This window comes from Streptomyces sp. NPDC085937 (assembly GCF_044540535.1).
Taxonomy (GTDB): Bacteria; Actinomycetota; Actinomycetes; order Streptomycetales; family Streptomycetaceae; genus Streptomyces.
This window is the reverse complement of sequence record NZ_JBITSH010000006.1, coordinates 239,151-257,283: the sequence shown is the minus strand read 5'-3', so window position 1 is coordinate 257,283 and position 18,133 is coordinate 239,151. Positions and strand designations below refer to the sequence as shown.

The window sequence follows — 18,133 nt, the reverse complement described above, 5'->3', positions numbered from 1 at the left end:
GGCTCCCGGGGGAGCGCGGCGGACCGCGGGGATTCCGTTCCAGTGCGTGACACGGTCCCGGATCAGGGCGCCACGGATGAGATCTTGTCGGGCGACTTGAGGTGAATGATTTACCGGTAAAACACCTGTTAACATTGCTTCCCATGAGCAGTGCGACCCCCACCCCCACGCGTGTCCGGCGCCTCCCGGTCGTCGGCGCGCTGCGCCTCGGGCGACCCTCGGACGTCTGGTTCAAACCGGCGTTCAGCGTGATCGCCGCCGTCGCACCGCCCAGCCTGCTCCTGTGGGCGCTCGGCCGGCTCGACCTCGCGGTGTACACCATGGCCGGCTCCCTGTGCGCCCTCTACGCCCACAACCGCCCCTACGCCGCCCGGGCCAAGGTGCTGGCGGGCGTCGTCCTCGGCATGCTCGGCGGCCTCGCCGTCGCCCTGGTCTCCGCCTCCCTCACCCGCAACGCCGTGATCCTGGTGACCGTCGGCGCCCTGCTGGCCGCCCTGCAGAAGGTGGTCTGCGACGTCACCCGGGTCGGGCCGCCCGCCCACGTGATCCTGACCTTCGTCAGTTCGGCCTCGCTGTTCGTCCCGCAGAGCCTCGGCCAGGTCCCCGGCCACCTCGGGCTCGCCGCCGCGGCCGGTGTGTGGGCCTGGCTGGTGGGCATGGCCCCGGCGCCCTTCCGGCCGCACGGTCCCGAGCGGCGGGCCACCGCCCAGGCGCTGAACGCCACCGCCGCGTACGCCGAGGCCGCGCGGACCGGCGACGGGGCCTCCGGAGCCCGTTCCGCCGCCTACGCGGCCGTCCACGCCGCCTGGCAGACCCTGCTCGCGGCCGGCAACCGCCCTTCGGCCACGCGTCGCGCCCTGGAACGGCTCGTCGTCCGCGCCGAGGTCGCGCTCGCCGCACCGGCCGACGCCGATCCCGCGCGCCTGCGCGCCTGGGCCCGCGCCGTACGGGGCACGGGCCGTGTCCCGCGCACCGGAGACCCGCGCGGCGACGACCCGCTCACCGCGCCTCTGCCCGACGACGACCCGCGCACCGACGCCCCGCGAGGGGAGCGCGACGAACTTCTGGGGGTGGCCGCCGAGCGCGCCACCGCGCTCCGCCCGCTGTGGAGCAGGCTCGGCCCCCTGGCCCCGATCGCCGTCCGCACCGCGCTCGGCTGCGCCCTCGCCGGCTATGCCTCCCTCGCCCTCGGCGCCGACCGCCCCTACTGGGCCCTCGTCACCGCGGCCTCCCTCTACCAGGCCAACATCACGCTCACCTGGAGCCGGGGCGTGCAGCGCGTCGTCGGCAACCTGGCCGGCGTGCTGCTGTTCGCGGCGATCACCCCGGTCGCCCAGCTCGGCCCGCTCGCCCTCCTGCTGTGCATCCTGGCCTGCAACTTCGGTGCCGAGGCACTCATCGGCCGCAACTACTGGCTCGGCAGCGTCTGCGTGACCCCGCTGGCCCTGCTGGTCACCGAGCTGCCCGGCTACCAGCCGACCGGCGACCTGGTCACCGGCCGCGTGGTGGACACCCTGGTCGGCGCCCTGGTCGGCTTCGTCGCCGCCGTGGCCGTCACCAACCGCCGGGCGGGCCGGCGCGTCGAGCGGTCGCTCGCCGTGGTCGACCGGGCCCGCGAGCACGCAGCTCGCCTGGTGGCCGCCCCCGGCGCGACGGTCACGGACCTGGAGACCGCCCGGCGCGCACTCGCCGGTGCCGTGGTCGACCTGCGGGCGACCGCCGACGCCGCTGCCGGAGAATGGTGGCAGCGCGCGCTGCCGCAGGAGCGGGTGGTGCTCGCCGAGCAGGCGGCACACCGTACGCTCGCGGCCACGGTACGACGCCAGGGTCTGCTTCCCGACCCCGGCACCAGCACGCACACGGAGGACGCATCGCCATGACGGCGACCCACGGGCCATCGGCCGGCGACGCAGCACCGGCGACCGGCGGCGACCGTCGTACGGACCCCCCGGCCCCCACCGACGTCACGGCCCCCACCGACGCCACGGCCCCCACCGGCGCGCCGGCCCCCACCGACGCCACGGCCCCCACCGGCGCGCCGGCCCCCACCGGCGTCACGGACACGCCGGTGTCCGGCCGCGACACCGTCGCCGAGGTGGTCCGGCAGTGGCGGGCCGTCCACCCGGGCCTCGACACCGGCCCCATGGAGGTCATCGGCCGCATCAACCGCTGCTCGGCCCTCTTCCAGCAGGCCGAGGACGCCCCGCTGCGCCGGGCCGGACTGACCCGCCCCGAGTTCGACCTGCTCGGCGCGCTGCGCCGCACCGGCCACGAGCTGACCCCGAGCGAGCTGGCCCGGGAGACGTTCTCCTCGGGCGCCGCCGTCACCAAGCGGCTGAAGCAGCTCACCGAGCGGGGGCTGGTCGAACGCCGCGGTGACACGCGGGACCGCAGGGTCGCCCACGTCCGGCTCACCGACGCGGGGCGTGAGCTGGTGGACGGCATCCTCCCCGCCCAGCTCTCCTACGAGACCGCGGTGCTGTCGGGGCTCGACCACGCGGAGCTGGGTGATCTGGCCTCCTTGCTGGGGGGACTGCTGTCCCAGCTGGAGGGGCGCCTCGGAGCGTTGCGCGCGTAGGGGTGGCCGAGCGCCCGGGGCTGCCCCCGGACCCTCCTCGGCCCTGGCGGGCCTCGTCCTCGAACGCCGGACGCGCTGGTTTCAGATGCCCGGCCGGTAGCGCAGCGGGTGCTCGGCCGGGATCTCGACCAGGACGACCGGGGTCCCGTCCGGGTCCTCGATCCACATCTCGATCAGCCCCCACGGCTCCTTCACCGGAGGGCGGACGATCTCCACGCCCTTGGCCGCCAGCTCCTCCCGTGCCGCCTCGGCGTCCTCCACCTGGAGCCAGAGCCGGACGTCGGGGGAGCCCGCCGGGGCGGCGTCCGAGCGGCCCGAGAGCTCCAGGAACCCGCCGCCCAGGAAGTACACGGTGCCGCGCTCCGGGCCGGTACCGAACTCGCGGTGGACGGCGAGCCCCAGCCGCCGTCCGTAGAAGTCGCGGGAGCGCTCGGGGTCGGAGGGACGGAGCAGGACACGGCTGCTGAGTACATGCACCATGCCGCCGAGCCTAGAGTCCGTCGTCGCCCTTCCGCCCGAGGCCCGTCCGGAGGGTGGACCGGCCCTTCGGCGGCCCGGAACGCCGGGTTAGTCTCTGCCCCGTCCCAGCCACGTCGAACAAGACGCACACGAGTCAGGGGAACCGCGCCATGGGAACCGCCGCCGACACCGGACTGACCTTCCGCGACGCCACCGACGCCGACGTGGACGCCCTCGTCGGACTGGTCGAGTCGGCCTACCGGGGGGATTCCAGCCGGGCCGGGTGGACCACCGAGGCGGACATCCTGCACGGGCAGCGGACCGACCCCGCAGGCGTCCTCGACGTCATCGAGGCACCCGACAGCCGGCTGCTCACGGTCGAGCGCGAGGGCCGGATCGTCGCCTGCTGCCAGCTCGAACACCGGGGCGAGTACGCCTACTTCGGGATGTTCGCCGTCGACCCCGCCCAGCAGGGCAGTGGCCTCGGCCGGACCGTGATCGAGGAGGCGGAGCGCCAGGCCCGTGAGGGCTGGGGCGTGACCGAGATGCACATGACGGTGATCTCGGTGCGCGAGGAGCTGATCGCCTGGTACGAGCGGCGCGGCTACCGCCGTACGGGGCGGACGACTCCGTTCCCGTACGGCGACGAGCGCTTCGGCATCCCGCAGCGCGACGACCTGGAGTTCGAGCTGCTGGTCAAGAAGCTGGCCTGAGCCTCGTACGGCGGCCGGCCGGTCACGCGGTGAAGCGGCCGGTGCGTTTGATCTCCGGGTAGTCGGTGGTCGCCCCGTCCAGCCCCAGGGCGCGCACCAGTCGCAGATGGTCCTGGGTGTTGACCACCCAGCCGAACACCGACAGGTCCGCCTTGCGGGCGTGCTCAACGATCTCCAGGGTGATCCGGCGGATGTTCAGGCACAGCCGCGAGGCGCCGACCGCCACCGCCCGGTCCACCACGTCGGTGCCGTAGCGGCCCGCCACCAGGGCCGTACGTACCCCGAGCACCAGTCCGGCGATCTCGGCGATCGCCTCGTCGTGGAAGGACGCGACCTCCACGCGGTCGGCCAGCCCCCGGTCGTTCATCACCTCGGCCAGCGCCCGGGCCGCCCGGACGTCCTTGATCTCCGCCTGCAGCGGCGTCCGGACCGCGTCCAGCACCTCCGTGAACAGGGGAATGCGCTCGCCGCGCCCGGCGTCCAGGGCGCGCAGCTCGTCGAGGGTCTTGTCGGCGATGGCGCCGGTGCCGTCCGTGGTGCGGTCCACGCGCGCGTCGTGCATGACCACGAGTTCGCCGTCCTTGCTCAGGTGCAGATCCAGTTCGATGACGTCGAGGCCCGCCTCCTGGGCCGCGACGAAGGACCTCAGGGTGTTCTCGGGTTCGACGCCCATGACTCCGCGGTGACCGATGGTGAGGAAGTTCAAGATGCGACTCGCTTCCGTCGACGGCGGCGGGGGGCCGCGTCCCTGCGGCCCTCTGGGACCGTATCGCCTCTGCCCGTGTCGTCCAGAGGCTGAACCCGGAACGCATGGAGCGCCGCCGAACGGGGTAGGCGGCCGGAAAAAATGCGGTGGCGCCCCGGGTGAGGCAGGATAATTTCCTGAGGTGCCCCTTGCTGGGAGAAACGCCCTGTGTATACGGTCAGGCGTACGCAAGGTTCTCCTGTGGAGGATGGGACATGACGGAAATTCTTGTGCAGCAGGGTTCGGGGGAACAGGTTCCTTCGATGACCAGGGTGGTGGAGCACCCGGCATGGCCCGTGCTCAAGGATGCCGTGGAGCGGATCCGGCCCTGGCAGTCCAAGGACGGCTCGATCGACTTCGAGGCCGAGGGCGCCCCGTCCCGCAGCGACGCGGAGCACGCCGTACGCACCGTGATCGGCGCGGTCGACGAGCTGTCGCCGCTGCTCCCGCACGACCGCGAGTACCACGAGGCGCTGGGCAAGGACCTGGCCCGCTGGGCCGAGGGCGGCTTCGAGGTGCCGGACTTCCTCGACTCGCTGCTGGCCTTCGCGCCGGCCGCGCGGCGCGAGGACGGCCTTGAGCACCTGGTCGTCTTCCCGATGTACACGCAGAACGGCAACCCGGACCGCAACCTCGAGGCGGTCGTGTTCCGCATGGTCTGGCCGGACTGGCTGGCCGAGCTGGAGCGCACCCGCTACGACAACCCGCTGTTCTGCGGCATCACCTTCGAGGGCTTCACCGCGGGCTACGACACCAACTCCGCGGTGCTCTTCCCCGAGACCATCGCCGTCCGCGAGGCCCCCGAGCGCTTCACCTGGGGCGCCATCTTCTGCGACCGCGAGGCCGCCCGCTTCCGCCGGGTCACCGAGGCCGCCGTCGACATCCTGGGCCTGGAGCTGCCCGAGGACGTCGCCGCCCTGGTCCACGACCAGAAGCGCTGCGAAGAGGCCTTCGTGCTGTGGGACATGGTCCACGACCGCACCCACAGCCACGGCGACCTGCCGTTCGACCCCTTCATGATCAAGCAGCGCCAGCCGTTCTGGATGTACGGCCTGGAGGAGCTGCGCTGCGACCTCACCGCCTTCAGGGAGGCCGTGAAGCTCGCGGGTGAGGGCGTGCCGCAGGCCCGCGACGTGCAGATCGCCGTCATCTTCGACCGCATGTTCCGCTTCCCGGTGACCGGCGAGCGGGTGCGCAACTACGACGGCCTCGGCGGCCAGCTGCTCTTCGCCTACCTGCACAAGCACGACGTCGTCCGCTGGACCGACAACAAGCTCTCGATCGACTGGGAGCGCGCCCCGCAGGTCACCAACGAGCTGTGCGCGGAGATCGAGACGCTCTACCGCGACGGCATCGACCGCCCCAAGCTCGTCCACTGGTTCGCCGGTTACGAGCTGGTCTCCCGCTACCTCGCCCCGCACCCCGGCTCCACGTGGGCCAAGGGCCCGGAGGCCCTGGACCTGTCGCAGCCGCCGCGGAAACTCGTCGATGACGTGCTTCCGGACGAGTTTCCGCTGAGCATGTTCTATGAGGCCCTGTCCAAGAAGCTGAAGAAGGTGATCGCCTCCACCCGGGGCATCACGGCGGACGGTGCCGAGCGGGTCGCCGCGTGAGCGATCTCGTCCACAACACTGCTCAGGAGGCGAGAACCATGGGGAACGGGGCGCTCGAGGGTGCGGTGATCGCGGTGGCCGGCGCGGGCGGACCCGCGGGACGCGCGGCGCTGCTCAGGCTGGCCGAGGCGGGAGCCACCGTCGTCGGTTCGGACAACGACCCGGAACGGCTGGCGGAAGCGGTCGACGCGGCGCGCTACGCGCACGGCGGCGCCACCGTCACCGGGGAGACGGTCGACCTGCTCGACCTGGAGTCCACCCGGGACTGGGCCGCCCGCACCGAGAAGGAGTTCGGCCGGGTCGACGGCCTGGTCCACCTCGTCGGCGGCTGGCGCGGCAGCGAGACGTTCACCAAGACCAGTTTGGACGACTGGGACTTCCTGGAGCTTCTGCTGGTGCGCACCGTGCAGCACACCACGCTCGCCTTCCACGAGGCGCTCCAGCGCAGCGACCGCGGCCGGTACGTCCTGATCAGCGCGGCTGGCGCGACGAAGCCGACCGCCGGCAACGCCGCGTACGCGGCCGGCAAGGCCGCCGCCGAGGCGTGGACGCTCGCCATGGGCGACTACTTCCGCAAGGCCGGGGGCGAGCAGGGGCCGACGTCGGCTGCTGCGATCCTGGTGGTGAAGGCGTTGGTGCACGACGCGATGCGCGCCGACCGCCCCAACGCGAAGTTCGCGGGCTTCACGGACGTCAAGGACCTGGCCGAGTCCATCGTCGACGTCTGGGACAAGCCCGCCGCGGAAGTGAACGGAAAACGTCTGTGGCTGACCGAGAAGCCGTGAACCCGCCGCGGACCGACGCGCGTCGTCATCACGACCCGGAGGTCCGCGGTTTCGCCAGCGACAACTACGCCGGAGCCCACCCGGAGGTGCTCGCCGCCCTGGCCCTGGCCAACGGCGGGCACCAGGTCGCGTACGGCGAGGACGCCTACACCGAGAACCTCCAGCAGGTGATCCGCAGCCACTTCGGGCCCACCGCCGAGGCCTTCCCGGTCTTCAACGGCACCGGGGCCAACGTCGTGGCCCTCCAGGCGGTCACCGACCGCTGGGGCGCGGTGATCTGCGCGGAGAGCGCCCACATCAACGTGGACGAGGGCGGCGCGCCGGAGCGGGTCGGCGGCATCAAGCTGCTCACCGTGCCCACCCCGGACGGGAAGCTCACCCCGGAGCTCATCGACCGGGAGGCGTACGGCTGGGACGACGAGCACCGGGCCATGCCGCAGGTCGTCTCGATAGCCCAGGCGACCGAACTGGGCACGGTGTACACCCCGGACGAGATCCGCGCGATCTGCGAGCACGCCCACGCGCACGGCATGAAGGTGCACGTCGACGGCTCCCGGCTGGCCAACGCCGCCGCCACGCTGGACGTGCCGCTGCGCACCTTCACCAACGCGGTGGGCGTCGACCTGCTCTCGCTGGGCGGCACCAAGAACGGCGCCCTGTTCGGCGAGGCGGTCGTGGTGCTGGACCCGGACGGCATCAAGCACATGAAGCACCTGCGCAAGCTGTCCATGCAGCTCGCCTCCAAGATGCGCTTCGTGTCCGTGCAGCTGGAGGCCCTGCTGGCCCGGGACCTGTGGCTGCGCAACGCGCGGCACGCCAACGAGATGGCCCAGCGTCTCGCCGAGGGCGTGCGGGCGGTGCACGGCGTGGAGATCCTCTACCCGGTGCAGGCCAACGCCGTGTTCGCGCGGCTGCCGCACGACGTGAGCGAGCGCCTGCAGAAGCGGTTCCGGTTCTACTTCTGGGACGAGACGGCCGGCGACGTCCGCTGGATGTGCGCCTACGACACCACCGAGGACGACGTGGACCGCTTCGTGGCCGCCCTCAAGGAGGAGATGGCCCGCTAGCAGTAGATGCATAGGTATGCGATCGACCGAAAAAGCATTGACGCTCGGTCGGTCGCTTGCCTATGCTCCGACGCCATGCGGCTCATCCAGGAAAACCCGGACCTCTCCGCTTACTTGGCGGCCGACGAGGCGATCGACCATCATCATCCACGCGTCAGGGACGTGTCCGCCCGCCTGGCCGCCGACGCCCGCGACTCGTATGAATATGCGCAGGCGGCCTTCGTATACGTACGCGACCGCGTCACGCACTCGCAGGACGCCGACGACCCCCGCGTGACGTGGCGCGCCTCCGACGTGCTGGAGCAGGGCACCGGCATCTGCTACGCCAAGGCCCACGCGCTGGCCGCACTGCTGCGCGCCGAGGACATCCCGACCGCGCTCTGCTACCAGGAGTTGGGGGTGGTGCACGGCCTGGTCGCCGTGCGGTTCCACGGCGCCTGGCACCGGCAGGACCCGCGCGGCAACAAGCCCGGAGTGGACGCGCGGTTCTCCCTCGACGGCGAGCAGCTGGCCTTCACGCCCGACCCCTCGTCCCACGAGACGGACCATCCGGTCTTGTATGCTGCGCCGCACCCGGCCGTGCTGCACGCCCTGCGCGGCGCCTCCGACCGGGCGCACCTGTGGGCGACGCTCCCCACCACACTCCGAGAACAAGGCTGACCATGACCTTCGCGCCCACCGTGTCCGACGAGGTACGGGCCCTCGTGCCCGGATTCACCCACGTCGCCGTCGAGGCGCACGGACTGGTCAACGGGCCGAGCACGGAGGAGAGTTCCGCGCTGCTCGACGAGGCCGCACGCCGGCTCGCCGCCCGGCTGGACGGGCGCGCCCCGCACGAGGACCCGCACATGACAGCCTGGCGCGCGGCCTACACCACCTTCGGCTCCAAGCCCTCCCGCACCCGCAACTCGGCCGAGGCCCTGGCCAAGCGCGCCCTGTCGGAGGCCGGCCTGCCCCGGATCAACCTCCTCGTCGACGTCTACAACGCCGTCAGCGTCGCCCGGCTGATCCCCGTGGGGGGCGAGGACGCCGACCGTGTCCAGGGCACGATGCGGCTCGTCCGGGCCACCGGCCAGGAGGATTTCGTGACGGTCGCCGGGGGAGTGGAGACCGTCGAGCACCCCGACCCGGGCGAGGTGGTGTGGTGCGACGACCTCGGCGTCACCTGCCGCCGCTGGAACTGGCGCCAGGGCCCGCGCACCCGGCTCACCGAGGAGACCACCTCGGGTCTCTTCCTCCTGGAGAGCCTGCCCCCGGCGAGCCCCTCCGAGGCCGAGGAGGCAGCCGCCGAACTCGCCGCCCTCCTGGAGAAGTTCAGCCCCGGAGCGGGCATCACCGTCCATCCGGCCGCATGAGGGCGAGGTCGTCGCCCCACGCGTCCAGCACGGCGCCGAGCCCGGCCCCCGGGCCACCCCCTCGACCCGGCGAACAACCGCCGCTGAAGCGCCACGTCACCCGTCGCCGCGATCCGCTCCACGGCGTCCAGCAGAACACCGGCGTCCCGGCCGGCGGGAACGCAGCAGGTGCCGGGCCGTGCTGTGCACGGACCGGGACCTGAGAAGGGACCTCAGTGGGCCTCGGCCTCGCGGACCTGCTCCGGGGTCGGGGCGGTGCCGCCGAGGTGGGCCGGCATCCACCAGGTGTCGTCGTCGCCGCGGGGCCGCACCGGGTAGGCCCGCTGGGCCGCCTCCAGCAGCTCCTGCACACGCTCACGCAGCTGACGCGTGATCGCGCCGGCGTACTTGTCCTTGGAGGCCTCGATCGCCTCGCCCACACGGATGGTGACGGGGATGTGGCTGCGCTTGAAGTTGCGCGGGTGGCCCTTGGTCCACAGCCGCTGGGTACCCCACACCGCCATAGGGATCAGGGGAACGCCCGCCTCCTGGGCCATGCGCGCGGCACCGGACTTGAAGCTCTTCAGGGTGAACGACGGGGAGATCGTCGCCTCCGGGAAGACGCCCACGATCTCACCGGACCGCAGCGAGCGCAGCGCGTGCTCGTACGCCGCCTCACCCTGCTTGCGGTCCACCGGGATGTGCTTCATGCCGCGCATCAGCGGGCCGGAGACACGGTGCCGGAACACCGACTCCTTGGCCATGAAGCGGACGAGCCGCTTCTGGGGGAGCGCCGCCAGTCCGTTGAAGACGAAATCGAGATAGCTGATGTGATTGCTCACCAGCACGGCGCCGCCCGAGCGCGGGATGTTCTCCGACCCCTGGCAATCGATCTTGAGGTCCCACGCCTTGAACAGGGTGCGGGCGAAGCCGATCACGGGCCGGTAGACAAGTTCTGCCATGGGCGGGTCGGAACCCTTTCCTTCTCTGTCTGGGAAGGAGGCTCCCAGTCGAAGTTACGCAGCCGTAGGTTTACGGCCTGTCGCTGATGCTGCCCCAAGAACGGCCGGTGAACCAGTCCCGGGGGCGGTGCGCGGCGGAGATTCTCGTCACGTTCCCTTGATCCACCTCGGATTTTGCGGGGCGGACGGGAATGTTCGCGGTCTTCGGGACGCTGGAGGGCGTTGACGGCGGAATCAAGGGCGGGAGCGGACGCGTGCGAGGCAGTGACGACACAGGACGGACCGGCGAGGACGGCGGAGCGCCCGCCGTTCTCGCCGCCGAACTCGGCACGGCCCTCGGTGAGCGCGCCACCCTCGTGCAGTTCTCCAGCGCCTTCTGCGCGCCCTGCCGGGCCACGCGCCGGGTGCTGGACGAGATCGCCGGGATGGTCCCGGGCGTGACCCATGTGGAGATCGACGCCGAGGCCCGGCTGGACCTCGTCCGGCGCCTCGAGATCGTGCGTACCCCCACCGTGCTGGTGCTCGACGCCGGCGGCCGGGTGGTGCGGCGGGCCGCCGGACAGCCGCGCAAGGCCGATGTGATCGCCGCCCTGGGCGCGGCTCTGTGAACCCCGTCGCGATCATGGTGAGACATCTCCCATCCACGGGGACCGGCTTGACGCTGCGCGGCGCTTGTCGTCAGCCTGACGGCATGTCGTCCGGACTCTTCGGCCGCCGTCGGGTACCCGGCCCCGTCCCGGCCGCCGCCCGCGCCCCGCGTGTGTGCCGACCGGGCCGGTGAGCAGCCGCGAACCCGCTCGTGACCCCTCCCAGAAGGACTGTTTGATGACGGCAACGTCCGACCTCGGTACGGCCCGGCCCGCCTCGCCCGACCTGCTGCGCTCCGTCTTCCGCCGGCATCCGGCGGGCGTCGCCGTGGTCACGGCGCGCGGCCGCTCCGGTCCGGTCGGCTTCACCGCCACCTCCCTGGCCTCGGTGTCCGCCGAGCCCCCGATGCTGTCGTTCGGTGTCGCCACGGGCAGTTCCAGCTGGCCGGTGATCGCGGCCAGTGACCATGTCGGCGTGCACCTGCTGGGGGCGCACCAGGAGGAACTGGCGGCCACCTTCGCCCGCCGGGGCGCGGACCGCTTCGGTCCGCCCACCGCCTGGCGGGAGGGGCCGGAGGGGGTCCCCGTGCTGGAGGGGGTGCCCGCGTGGATGGTGTGCCGCGTGGAGGCGCGGGTGCCCGCCGGCGACCACCGGATCGTGCTCGCCGAGGTGCTGTTCGGCGACCCCACCGGCCACGGCCGTCCCCTCGTCTACCACCAGGGACGATTCAGCGGTCTGCCCGACTGAGGCGCACCCGTCCTCGGTCGCGGGCAGGAGGAGTTCCGGTTACGCTGCGTTGCGAAGGTCACAGTTCAAAGCGCTTGCTTAGCGGGCAGGAACTGGGTGTACTGACGAGTAATATTTCGATCGGAGCGTGGGTCGCCCCGACCGGGACCGCCCGCTTGTGGCGCCTATGCTGCCTGCAGGCAGGCAGCCAGAAATGACGATGCAGTAGGAGAGCCGGCGTGAGCTTGAGGATCGTTGTCACTGTGAAGTACGTGCCCGACGCCACTGGCGACCGGCACTTCGCCGATGACCTGACCGTCGACCGTGACGACGTGGACGGTCTGCTCTCCGAGCTGGACGAGTACGCGGTCGAGCAGGCGCTGCAGATCGCGGAGAACTCGGACGACGACGTGGAGGTCACCGTCCTGACCGTGGGTCCCGAGGACGCCAAGGACGCGCTGCGCAAGGCGCTGTCCATGGGCGCCGACAAGGCGATCCACGTCGAGGACGACGACCTGCACGGCACCGACGCCATCGGCACCTCCCTGGTTCTGGCCAAGGCCGTCGAGAAGGCCGGTTACGACCTGGTCGTCTCCGGCATGGCCTCCACCGACGGCACCATGGGCGTCGTACCGGCGCTGCTCGCGGAGCGCCTCGGCGTGCCGCAGGTGACGCTCCTGTCCGAGGTGAACGTCGAGGACGGCAAGGTCACCGGCCGCCGTGACGGCGACGCCGCCTCCGAGCAGCTCGAGGCGTCCCTCCCCGCGGTCGTGTCGGTCACCGACCAGTCGGGCGAGGCGCGTTACCCGTCCTTCAAGGGCATCATGGCGGCCAAGAAGAAGCCGGTGGAGTCCTGGGACCTCTCCGACCTCGGCATCGACGAGGACGAGGTCGGCCTGGAGAACGCCTACACCACCGTGGAGTCGGCGGCCGAGCGTCCCGCCCGCACCGCGGGCACGATCGTCAAGGACGAGGGCGAGGGCGGCAAGCAGCTCGCCGAGTTCCTCGCGGGCCAGAAGTTCATCTGAGCCGCACGGCTCGGCTCGCTCACCGCCCCTCATACTTCGCAAGCAGGAGAGAAGAAGTCCCATGGCTGAAGTTCTCGTCTACGTCGACCACGTGGACGGTGCCGTCCGCAAGCCGACCCTGGAGCTGCTGACCCTCGCCCGCCGCATCGGCGAGCCGGTCGCCGTCGCGCTGGGCAACGGCGCCGCCGACACCGCCGCCACGCTCGCCGAGCACGGCGCGGTGAAGGTCCTCACCCACGAGGCCGCCGAGTACGCCGACTACCTGGTCGTGCCCAAGGTCGACGCCCTCCAGGCCGCCCACGAGGCCGTCTCCCCGGCCGCCGTGCTGGTCTCGTCCTCCGCCGAGGGCAAGGAGATCGCCGCCCGCCTGGCGCTGCGCCTGGGATCGGGCATCATCACCGACGCCGTCGACCTGGAGGCCGGCGACGAGGGTCCGGTGGCCACCCAGTCGGTGTTCGCCGCCAGCTACACCACCAAGTCCCGTGTCTCCAAGGGCACCCCGGTCATCACGGTCAAGCCGAACTCGGCCGCCGTGGAGGCCGCCCCGGCCGCCGGCGCGGTCGAGGCCCTGAGCGTCACGTTCTCCGAGCAGGCGACCGGCACCAAGGTCACCGGCCGCACGCCGCGTGAGTCGACCGGCCGTCCGGAGCTGACCGAGGCCGCGATCGTCGTCTCCGGCGGCCGCGGTGTCAACGGCGCGGAGAACTTCGCGATCATCGAGGCGCTCGCCGACTCGCTCGGCGCGGCCGTCGGTGCCTCGCGTGCCGCCGTCGACGCCGGCTGGTACCCGCACACCAACCAGGTCGGCCAGACCGGCAAGTCGGTCTCGCCGCAGCTGTACATCGCCTCGGGCATCTCCGGCGCGATCCAGCACCGTGCGGGCATGCAGACCTCGAAGACCATCGTGGCCGTCAACAAGGACGCCGAGGCCCCGATCTTCGACCTGGTCGACTACGGCGTGGTCGGCGACCTGTTCGACGTCGTCCCGCAGCTGACCGAGGAGATCAAGTCCCGCAAGGGCTGATCACTCGGGCAACGTCCGAGGCCCCCGCGACCGCACCGGTCGCGGGGGCCTCGCCGTTTCCCCGCGGTCCCCTCACGGCGCGGTGGCGGGGCGGGAGCGGTCGTAGGACGGTGTTGACCGGCACGGAGGCCGCCGGATACCGTCATTCAACGAATTGTTGATTCCGTATCGCGGAAACCGATGCGGGGTCGGATCGCGGACGTCTGGGAGGGTGGCATGGGCCAGGGGCAGCAGGAGCGGGTGTCGACGAGTCTCGCGGGCGCCGTCGCCGAGGAGATCGGCGCCTCCCTCGCGCCGGTCGACGCCGAACTGGAGCGTTTGTACCCCGGCGACCCCGGCACGCGCCAACCCGTCCACACGGTCTACGTCCCCGGCGACGTCTTCGCCGCCGACACCGTCCGCACCTGGGGCGACCGCGCCCTCGCGTCCCTGGACGACCACGCGTCCGACGCCGCCTCCTTCGGTGCCGTCCTCGGACTGGACGGCGCGCTCGCCGAGGACGTGTACGGCCGGGTCCGCGCGAAACTGGAGCGCGAGCCGGTCGAGGACCTGCGCGTCGACTTCGAGGACGGCTACGGCAACCGCCCCGACGCCGAGGAGGACGAGGCCGCCGCCCGCGCGGCCCGGCTGGTCGGCGAGGCCCACGCGCGCGGCGGCGCCGCCACAACGGCCCCCTGGACCGGCATCCGCACGAAGTGCATGGAGGCGGCCGTCCGCGACCGCGGCATCCGCACCCTCGACATCTTCCTCACCGGCCTGATGCGGGCGGGCGGCCTGCCCGACGGACTGGTCCTCACCCTCCCCAAGGTCACCTACGCCGAGCAGGTCACCGCCATGGCGCGGTTGCTCGACGCCTTCGAGGAGACCTGGGACCTCGCACCCGGCCGGATCGGCTTCGAGATCCAGATCGAGACCAGTCAGTCCATCCTCGCCGCCGACGGCACCGCCACCGTCGCCCGCATGATCCAGGCCGCGGAGGGCCGTGCCACCGGCCTGCACTACGGCACCTTCGACTACAGCGCCTGCCTCGGCGTCTCGGCGGCCCACCAGGCCTCCGACCACCCCGCCGCCGACCACGCCAAGGCGGTCATGCAGGTCGCCGCCGCCGGCACCGGGGTGCGGCTCTCGGACGGCTCCACCAACGTGCTGCCGGTCGGCCCCGCCGAGCAGGTGCACGACGCCTGGCGCCTGCACTTCGGCCTCGTCCGCCGGGCCCTCGCCCGCGCCTACTACCAGGGCTGGGACATGCACCCCGGCCACCTGCCCACCCGCTACGCCGCCGTCTTCGCCTTCTACCGCGAGGGCTTCGAGCGGGCCGCCGCCCGTCTCGCCCGATATGCCGACCGGGCCGGCGGTGACGTGATGGACGAGCCCGCCACCGCCAAGGCCCTCGCCGGACACCTGCTGCGCGGGCTGGACTGCGGCGCCCTGGACGACGGCGAGGTCGCCCGCGCGAGCGGTCTCGCCCGTGCCGACCTGGAGACGTTCGCCTCACCCCGGCGGGGAGGCCTCACCGTCTCCGCGCCGTGACGGCCCCTCCGATCAGGGAGGCCGGCAGCGGTCGATTGCGCCATCTATCGACATTCGATAGATTCCCATCGTGCTTCGAGCGAAGGAGAGGCGATGGGACAGGCGACCGTGCTCGCGCTGCGCGCGGTGATCGTGGCGCTGCTGACGGGCTCCGTGGTGGTGCAGGCGGTGATGGTGCCGCTGCTGGCGAGCGACCTCGACGGACTGGACGCGGAGTACTCCTCCCTCCGGTCCCCGTTCCTCGCCATCGTGGTGCTCATCGTGCTGGCGGCCCAGACCGTCCTGGTGTGCGTGTGGCGGCTGGTGACGATGGCCCGGAGCGGGACCGTCTTCTCCCACGCGGCCTTCCGCTACGTCCACATCGTCATCGGGGCGTTCGTCGCCGCCGCGCTGCTGGTCTTCGCCCTCGGGGCGCTGCTCGCGCCGGGGGAGGCCGTCGCACCCGGCATCGTGCTCCTGGTGGGCGGGCTCGGCCTGGCGATCGGGGGGATCGCGCTCGTCGTCCTCGTGCTGCGGATGCTGCTGGCCCAGGCCGTGGAGCAGAAGCAGGAGGCCACGCGGATGCAGGCCGAGCTGGCCGAGGTGATCTGATGCCGATCGCCGTCGACATCGACGTGATGCTGGCGCGGCGCAAGATGTCCGTGGGGGAACTCGCCGAACGGGTGGGGATCACCCCGGCGAACCTGGCCGTCCTGAAGAACGGCCGCGCCAAGGCCGTGCGGTTCACCACGCTGGCCGCGCTGTGCGAGGTGCTGGAATGCCAGCCCGGTGACCTGCTCCGCCACGAACCCGACCACGCGACGCCGGAACCGGCCGGCAACAGGGCGTAGGGCGGCGGGGGCAGGCGAGGCAGGCAGGAGGGGCAGCTGGGCAGCCAGGGCGGTCGGGCAGCCGGGGCATACGGGTCCGGATGTGGCCCGCCGGTTCGCTAGGCCCGCGGCGGGCCCGGCTCGGCACCCGTGCCGTGACGCCCGGCCCCCGCGGTCGTCATGTACCGCTCCAGCCCGCTCGCGGTGACCCACCCCTCCTCGGAGAGCAGCCGCGTCCCCTGCTCGCACAGGGCCCGGTCGGCGCGCGCCCGGACGCAGAACTCCTCCGGCGTGGTGCCGAACAGGGCCCGCAGCCGGGGGAGTGTGGCCAGGAGGTCGGTCAGCAGGGGGCGTTGGCCGGGGTGGGTGCGCGGGGCGCCGGTGCCGTCGTGCAGCACGCCCCGGCGGTTGACGTACGCGTACGCGCCGGGCAGCGAGCTCCCGTCGGGAAGTTCGATCCGCACGTCCGGCGCGGGGAGCCGGACGCGCCGGAAGTTGCCGTGCGGCAGCGGCACCCCCTCGCTCGCGTCGATCACCGTGAGCTGCCGGGCGTCGAGCCAGATCACGAACAGCTCACTCACCCGCCCCGGCGTCACCACCGGCGCGTTGGCGACGTAACCCGCGCGGCTCACGTGCGCCGAGACACCGATGCCCAGCCCCGCCACCCGGGCCCGCACCATCGGCAGCGGCGTCACGATGCCCGACTCGGCCATCTTGTGCCGCAGTTGGGCGGGGCAGGCGTTGGAGCCGACCGAGACGACGGGTGTCCGGTCCTCGAACACCCACCGGTCCAGCGGCAGCAGGCGGTCCCCGTCGAGCAGGCCCGACTCACGCGGCCAGGAGCCCGGATACTCCAGCGGATGCTCGCGCGGCACCACGTCCAGCCCGAGCGCCCGCAGCGTACGGTCCTCCACCGGCGCCGCCCGCTCAGTCCGCCGGGGGCAGCTCGCCGGAGCCGCGGGTGATCAGCCGGGTCGGCAGTTCGATGCGCTCCGGGGCGATCAGGGTGCCGTCCAACTGCCGGAACAGCCGCTCGGCGGCGGTGCGTCCGAGGGCGGCGGCGTCCTGCGCGACGACCGTGACGCCGGGCTGGAGCAGATCGGCGAGCTCGATGTCGTCGAAGCCCACGAGGGCCACCGGGCGGTCCTGCGCGGCCAGCACCCGGATCACCGTGACCGTCACCCGGTTGTTGCCCGTGAAGATCGCGGTGACCGGCTCGGGGCCGGTGAGCATCTCCTCGGCCGCCCGCCGTACCCGCTCCGGATCGGTCACGCCCAGGGACATCCAGGAGTCCGCCACCGGTATGCCCGCGTCCTCCATGGCGGTGCGGTAGCCGCGCAGCCGCTCGGCGGCGGTGTGGATGCGGGGCATGTCGCCGATGAAGCCGATCCTGCGGTGTCCGTGCGCGATCAGATGGCGGACGCCGTCCCGGGCGCCGCCGAAGTTGTCCGACACGACGACGTCCGCGTCGATGTGCCCGGCCGGGCGGTCCACGAAGACGGTGGCGACACCGGCCTTGATCTCCGGCTCCAGATAGCGGTGGTCGTCCCCGGCGGGGATCACCACCAGACCGTCCACCCGACGGGCGCACAGTGCGAGCACCAACTCCTGCTCGCGGTCGGCGTCCTCCGCGCTGGAGCCGTTGATCAGCAAGGCGCCGTGCGCGCGGGCCACCTCCTCCACCGCTCGGCTCAGCGGCCCGTAGAACGGGTCCGCGAGATCCTCCAGGACCAGGCCGATGCTGGCGGTGCGGCCCTTGCGCAGCACCCGGGCGCTGTCGTTGCGGCGGAAGCCGAGGGCCTCGATCGCCTCCTGCACGCGGCGCTCGGTCTCCGGCGTCACGCCCGGTTCGCCGTTCACCACGCGCGACACCGTCTTGAGACCGACCCCGGCGCGGGCGGCCACGTCCTTCATCGTCGGACGGTTGCCGTATCGGCTCCCTGGGAAGCGGTCGGTGCGGCGGGTCGTCTCCGGCACGATGCGGTGTCCTGTCCTGTCGGCCACGGGGATGCGTGAGTCCATGGGCTTGTATGAGGATGTGGCGTCGAGCATAGAGCCTGGACAACGTTGTCAGGCTCGGGGGACACTGTCCGACGCACACTCCGGCCCGCAGGTCACCGCTCGACCGGGCCGTTGCCGTGCTCCGTGTGTTGCCTCCTGGTCGCGCATGGC

20 protein-coding genes are annotated in these 18,133 nt (G+C 72.3%); 15 read left to right on the top strand and 5 right to left on the bottom strand.

Annotation, left to right across the window (positions count from 1 at the left end; all coding sequences use genetic code 11):
• Positions 1-143 precede the first annotated feature (143 nt).
• Positions 144-1,880 (top strand): FUSC family protein, encoded by a 1,737-nt coding sequence (locus ACIF8S_RS15810; RefSeq protein WP_399999692.1) that lies wholly within the window; start codon positions 144-146, stop codon positions 1,878-1,880.
• Positions 1,877-2,578, top strand: coding sequence for a MarR family transcriptional regulator (locus tag ACIF8S_RS15805; RefSeq protein WP_399999691.1), 702 nt, complete (start codon positions 1,877-1,879; stop codon positions 2,576-2,578). Before ACIF8S_RS15810 ends, ACIF8S_RS15805 begins: the two co-directional genes overlap by 4 nt.
• Before the next feature lie 81 nt (positions 2,579-2,659).
• On the opposite strand, the gene ACIF8S_RS15800 is transcribed toward ACIF8S_RS15805, so the two are convergent.
• Entirely contained in the window at positions 2,660-3,058 is a 399-nt protein-coding gene (locus ACIF8S_RS15800; RefSeq protein WP_349799512.1) for a VOC family protein, read from the bottom strand.
• Between the two features lie 149 nt (positions 3,059-3,207).
• Here ACIF8S_RS15800 and ACIF8S_RS15795 point away from each other — a divergent pair, with 149 nt between their 5' ends.
• Positions 3,208-3,750 carry a GNAT family N-acetyltransferase gene (locus ACIF8S_RS15795; protein ID WP_399999690.1) on the top strand — a complete coding sequence of 181 codons (543 nt, stop codon included), beginning with the start codon at positions 3,208-3,210 and terminating at the stop codon, positions 3,748-3,750.
• A gap of 22 nt (positions 3,751-3,772) precedes the next feature.
• Here the strand turns inward: ACIF8S_RS15795 and ACIF8S_RS15790 are convergent, their stop codons facing one another.
• Positions 3,773-4,456, bottom strand: a complete 684-nt coding sequence (locus tag ACIF8S_RS15790; RefSeq protein ID WP_399999689.1) for a glycerophosphodiester phosphodiesterase — start codon at positions 4,454-4,456, stop codon at positions 3,773-3,775.
• Between the two features lie 254 nt (positions 4,457-4,710).
• Between ACIF8S_RS15790 and ACIF8S_RS15785 the strand changes: the two genes are divergently transcribed.
• The 5 genes from ACIF8S_RS15785 (at position 4,711) to ACIF8S_RS15765 (ending at position 9,315) form a co-directional block, all read left to right on the top strand.
• Positions 4,711-6,108: a DUF6421 family protein gene (locus ACIF8S_RS15785; protein WP_399999688.1), complete on the top strand. Its 1,398-nt coding sequence runs from the start codon at positions 4,711-4,713 to the stop codon at positions 6,106-6,108.
• A 38-nt stretch (positions 6,109-6,146) separates the two neighbouring features.
• Positions 6,147-6,893 (top strand): SDR family NAD(P)-dependent oxidoreductase, encoded by a 747-nt coding sequence (locus ACIF8S_RS15780; protein WP_399999687.1) that lies wholly within the window; start codon positions 6,147-6,149, stop codon positions 6,891-6,893.
• Entirely contained in the window at positions 6,890-7,960 is a 1,071-nt protein-coding gene (locus ACIF8S_RS15775; protein ID WP_399999821.1) for a threonine aldolase family protein, read from the top strand. Before ACIF8S_RS15780 ends, ACIF8S_RS15775 begins: the two co-directional genes overlap by 4 nt.
• Positions 7,961-8,035: 75 nt before the next feature.
• On the top strand, positions 8,036-8,620 hold the full coding sequence (locus ACIF8S_RS15770) for a transglutaminase domain-containing protein (protein ID WP_399999686.1): 585 nt from the start codon (positions 8,036-8,038) through the stop codon (positions 8,618-8,620).
• Positions 8,621-8,622: 2 nt separating this feature from the next.
• Positions 8,623-9,315 carry a B3/4 domain-containing protein gene (locus ACIF8S_RS15765; RefSeq protein ID WP_399999685.1) on the top strand — a complete coding sequence of 231 codons (693 nt, stop codon included), beginning with the start codon at positions 8,623-8,625 and terminating at the stop codon, positions 9,313-9,315.
• A 212-nt stretch (positions 9,316-9,527) separates the two neighbouring features.
• Here ACIF8S_RS15765 and ACIF8S_RS15760 read toward each other — a convergent pair whose 3' ends face one another.
• Positions 9,528-10,256, bottom strand: coding sequence for a 1-acyl-sn-glycerol-3-phosphate acyltransferase (locus ACIF8S_RS15760; protein ID WP_150155920.1), 729 nt, complete (start codon positions 10,254-10,256; stop codon positions 9,528-9,530).
• Positions 10,257-10,447: 191 nt separating this feature from the next.
• Between ACIF8S_RS15760 and ACIF8S_RS15755 the strand changes: the two genes are divergently transcribed.
• From ACIF8S_RS15755 to ACIF8S_RS15725, 7 genes are all read left to right on the top strand, one after another.
• Positions 10,448-10,864 (top strand): TlpA family protein disulfide reductase, encoded by a 417-nt coding sequence (locus tag ACIF8S_RS15755; RefSeq protein WP_399999684.1) that lies wholly within the window; start codon positions 10,448-10,450, stop codon positions 10,862-10,864.
• A gap of 217 nt (positions 10,865-11,081) precedes the next feature.
• Positions 11,082-11,591, top strand: coding sequence for a flavin reductase family protein (locus tag ACIF8S_RS15750; protein WP_399999683.1), 510 nt, complete (start codon positions 11,082-11,084; stop codon positions 11,589-11,591).
• Positions 11,592-11,809: 218 nt separating this feature from the next.
• Positions 11,810-12,598: an electron transfer flavoprotein subunit beta/FixA family protein gene (locus tag ACIF8S_RS15745; RefSeq protein WP_399999682.1), complete on the top strand. Its 789-nt coding sequence runs from the start codon at positions 11,810-11,812 to the stop codon at positions 12,596-12,598.
• A gap of 61 nt (positions 12,599-12,659) precedes the next feature.
• Positions 12,660-13,622 carry an electron transfer flavoprotein subunit alpha/FixB family protein gene (locus ACIF8S_RS15740; RefSeq protein ID WP_349799488.1) on the top strand — a complete coding sequence of 321 codons (963 nt, stop codon included), beginning with the start codon at positions 12,660-12,662 and terminating at the stop codon, positions 13,620-13,622.
• A 216-nt stretch (positions 13,623-13,838) separates the two neighbouring features.
• Positions 13,839-15,152, top strand: coding sequence for a DUF6986 family protein (locus ACIF8S_RS15735; RefSeq protein WP_399999681.1), 1,314 nt, complete (start codon positions 13,839-13,841; stop codon positions 15,150-15,152).
• Between the two features lie 93 nt (positions 15,153-15,245).
• Positions 15,246-15,743: a DUF2975 domain-containing protein gene (locus tag ACIF8S_RS15730; protein WP_399999680.1), complete on the top strand. Its 498-nt coding sequence runs from the start codon at positions 15,246-15,248 to the stop codon at positions 15,741-15,743.
• Positions 15,743-15,982, top strand: a complete 240-nt coding sequence (locus tag ACIF8S_RS15725) for a helix-turn-helix domain-containing protein (RefSeq protein ID WP_399999679.1) — start codon at positions 15,743-15,745, stop codon at positions 15,980-15,982. Before ACIF8S_RS15730 ends, ACIF8S_RS15725 begins: the two co-directional genes overlap by 1 nt.
• Before the next feature lie 98 nt (positions 15,983-16,080).
• Here ACIF8S_RS15725 and ACIF8S_RS15720 read toward each other — a convergent pair whose 3' ends face one another.
• Both ACIF8S_RS15720 and ACIF8S_RS15715 read right to left on the bottom strand, forming a co-directional pair.
• Positions 16,081-16,875, bottom strand: coding sequence for a hypothetical protein (locus ACIF8S_RS15720; RefSeq protein WP_399999678.1), 795 nt, complete (start codon positions 16,873-16,875; stop codon positions 16,081-16,083).
• Between the two features lie 13 nt (positions 16,876-16,888).
• Positions 16,889-17,983, bottom strand: a complete 1,095-nt coding sequence (locus ACIF8S_RS15715; protein WP_199785241.1) for a LacI family DNA-binding transcriptional regulator — start codon at positions 17,981-17,983, stop codon at positions 16,889-16,891.
• Positions 17,984-18,133 lie beyond the last annotated feature (150 nt).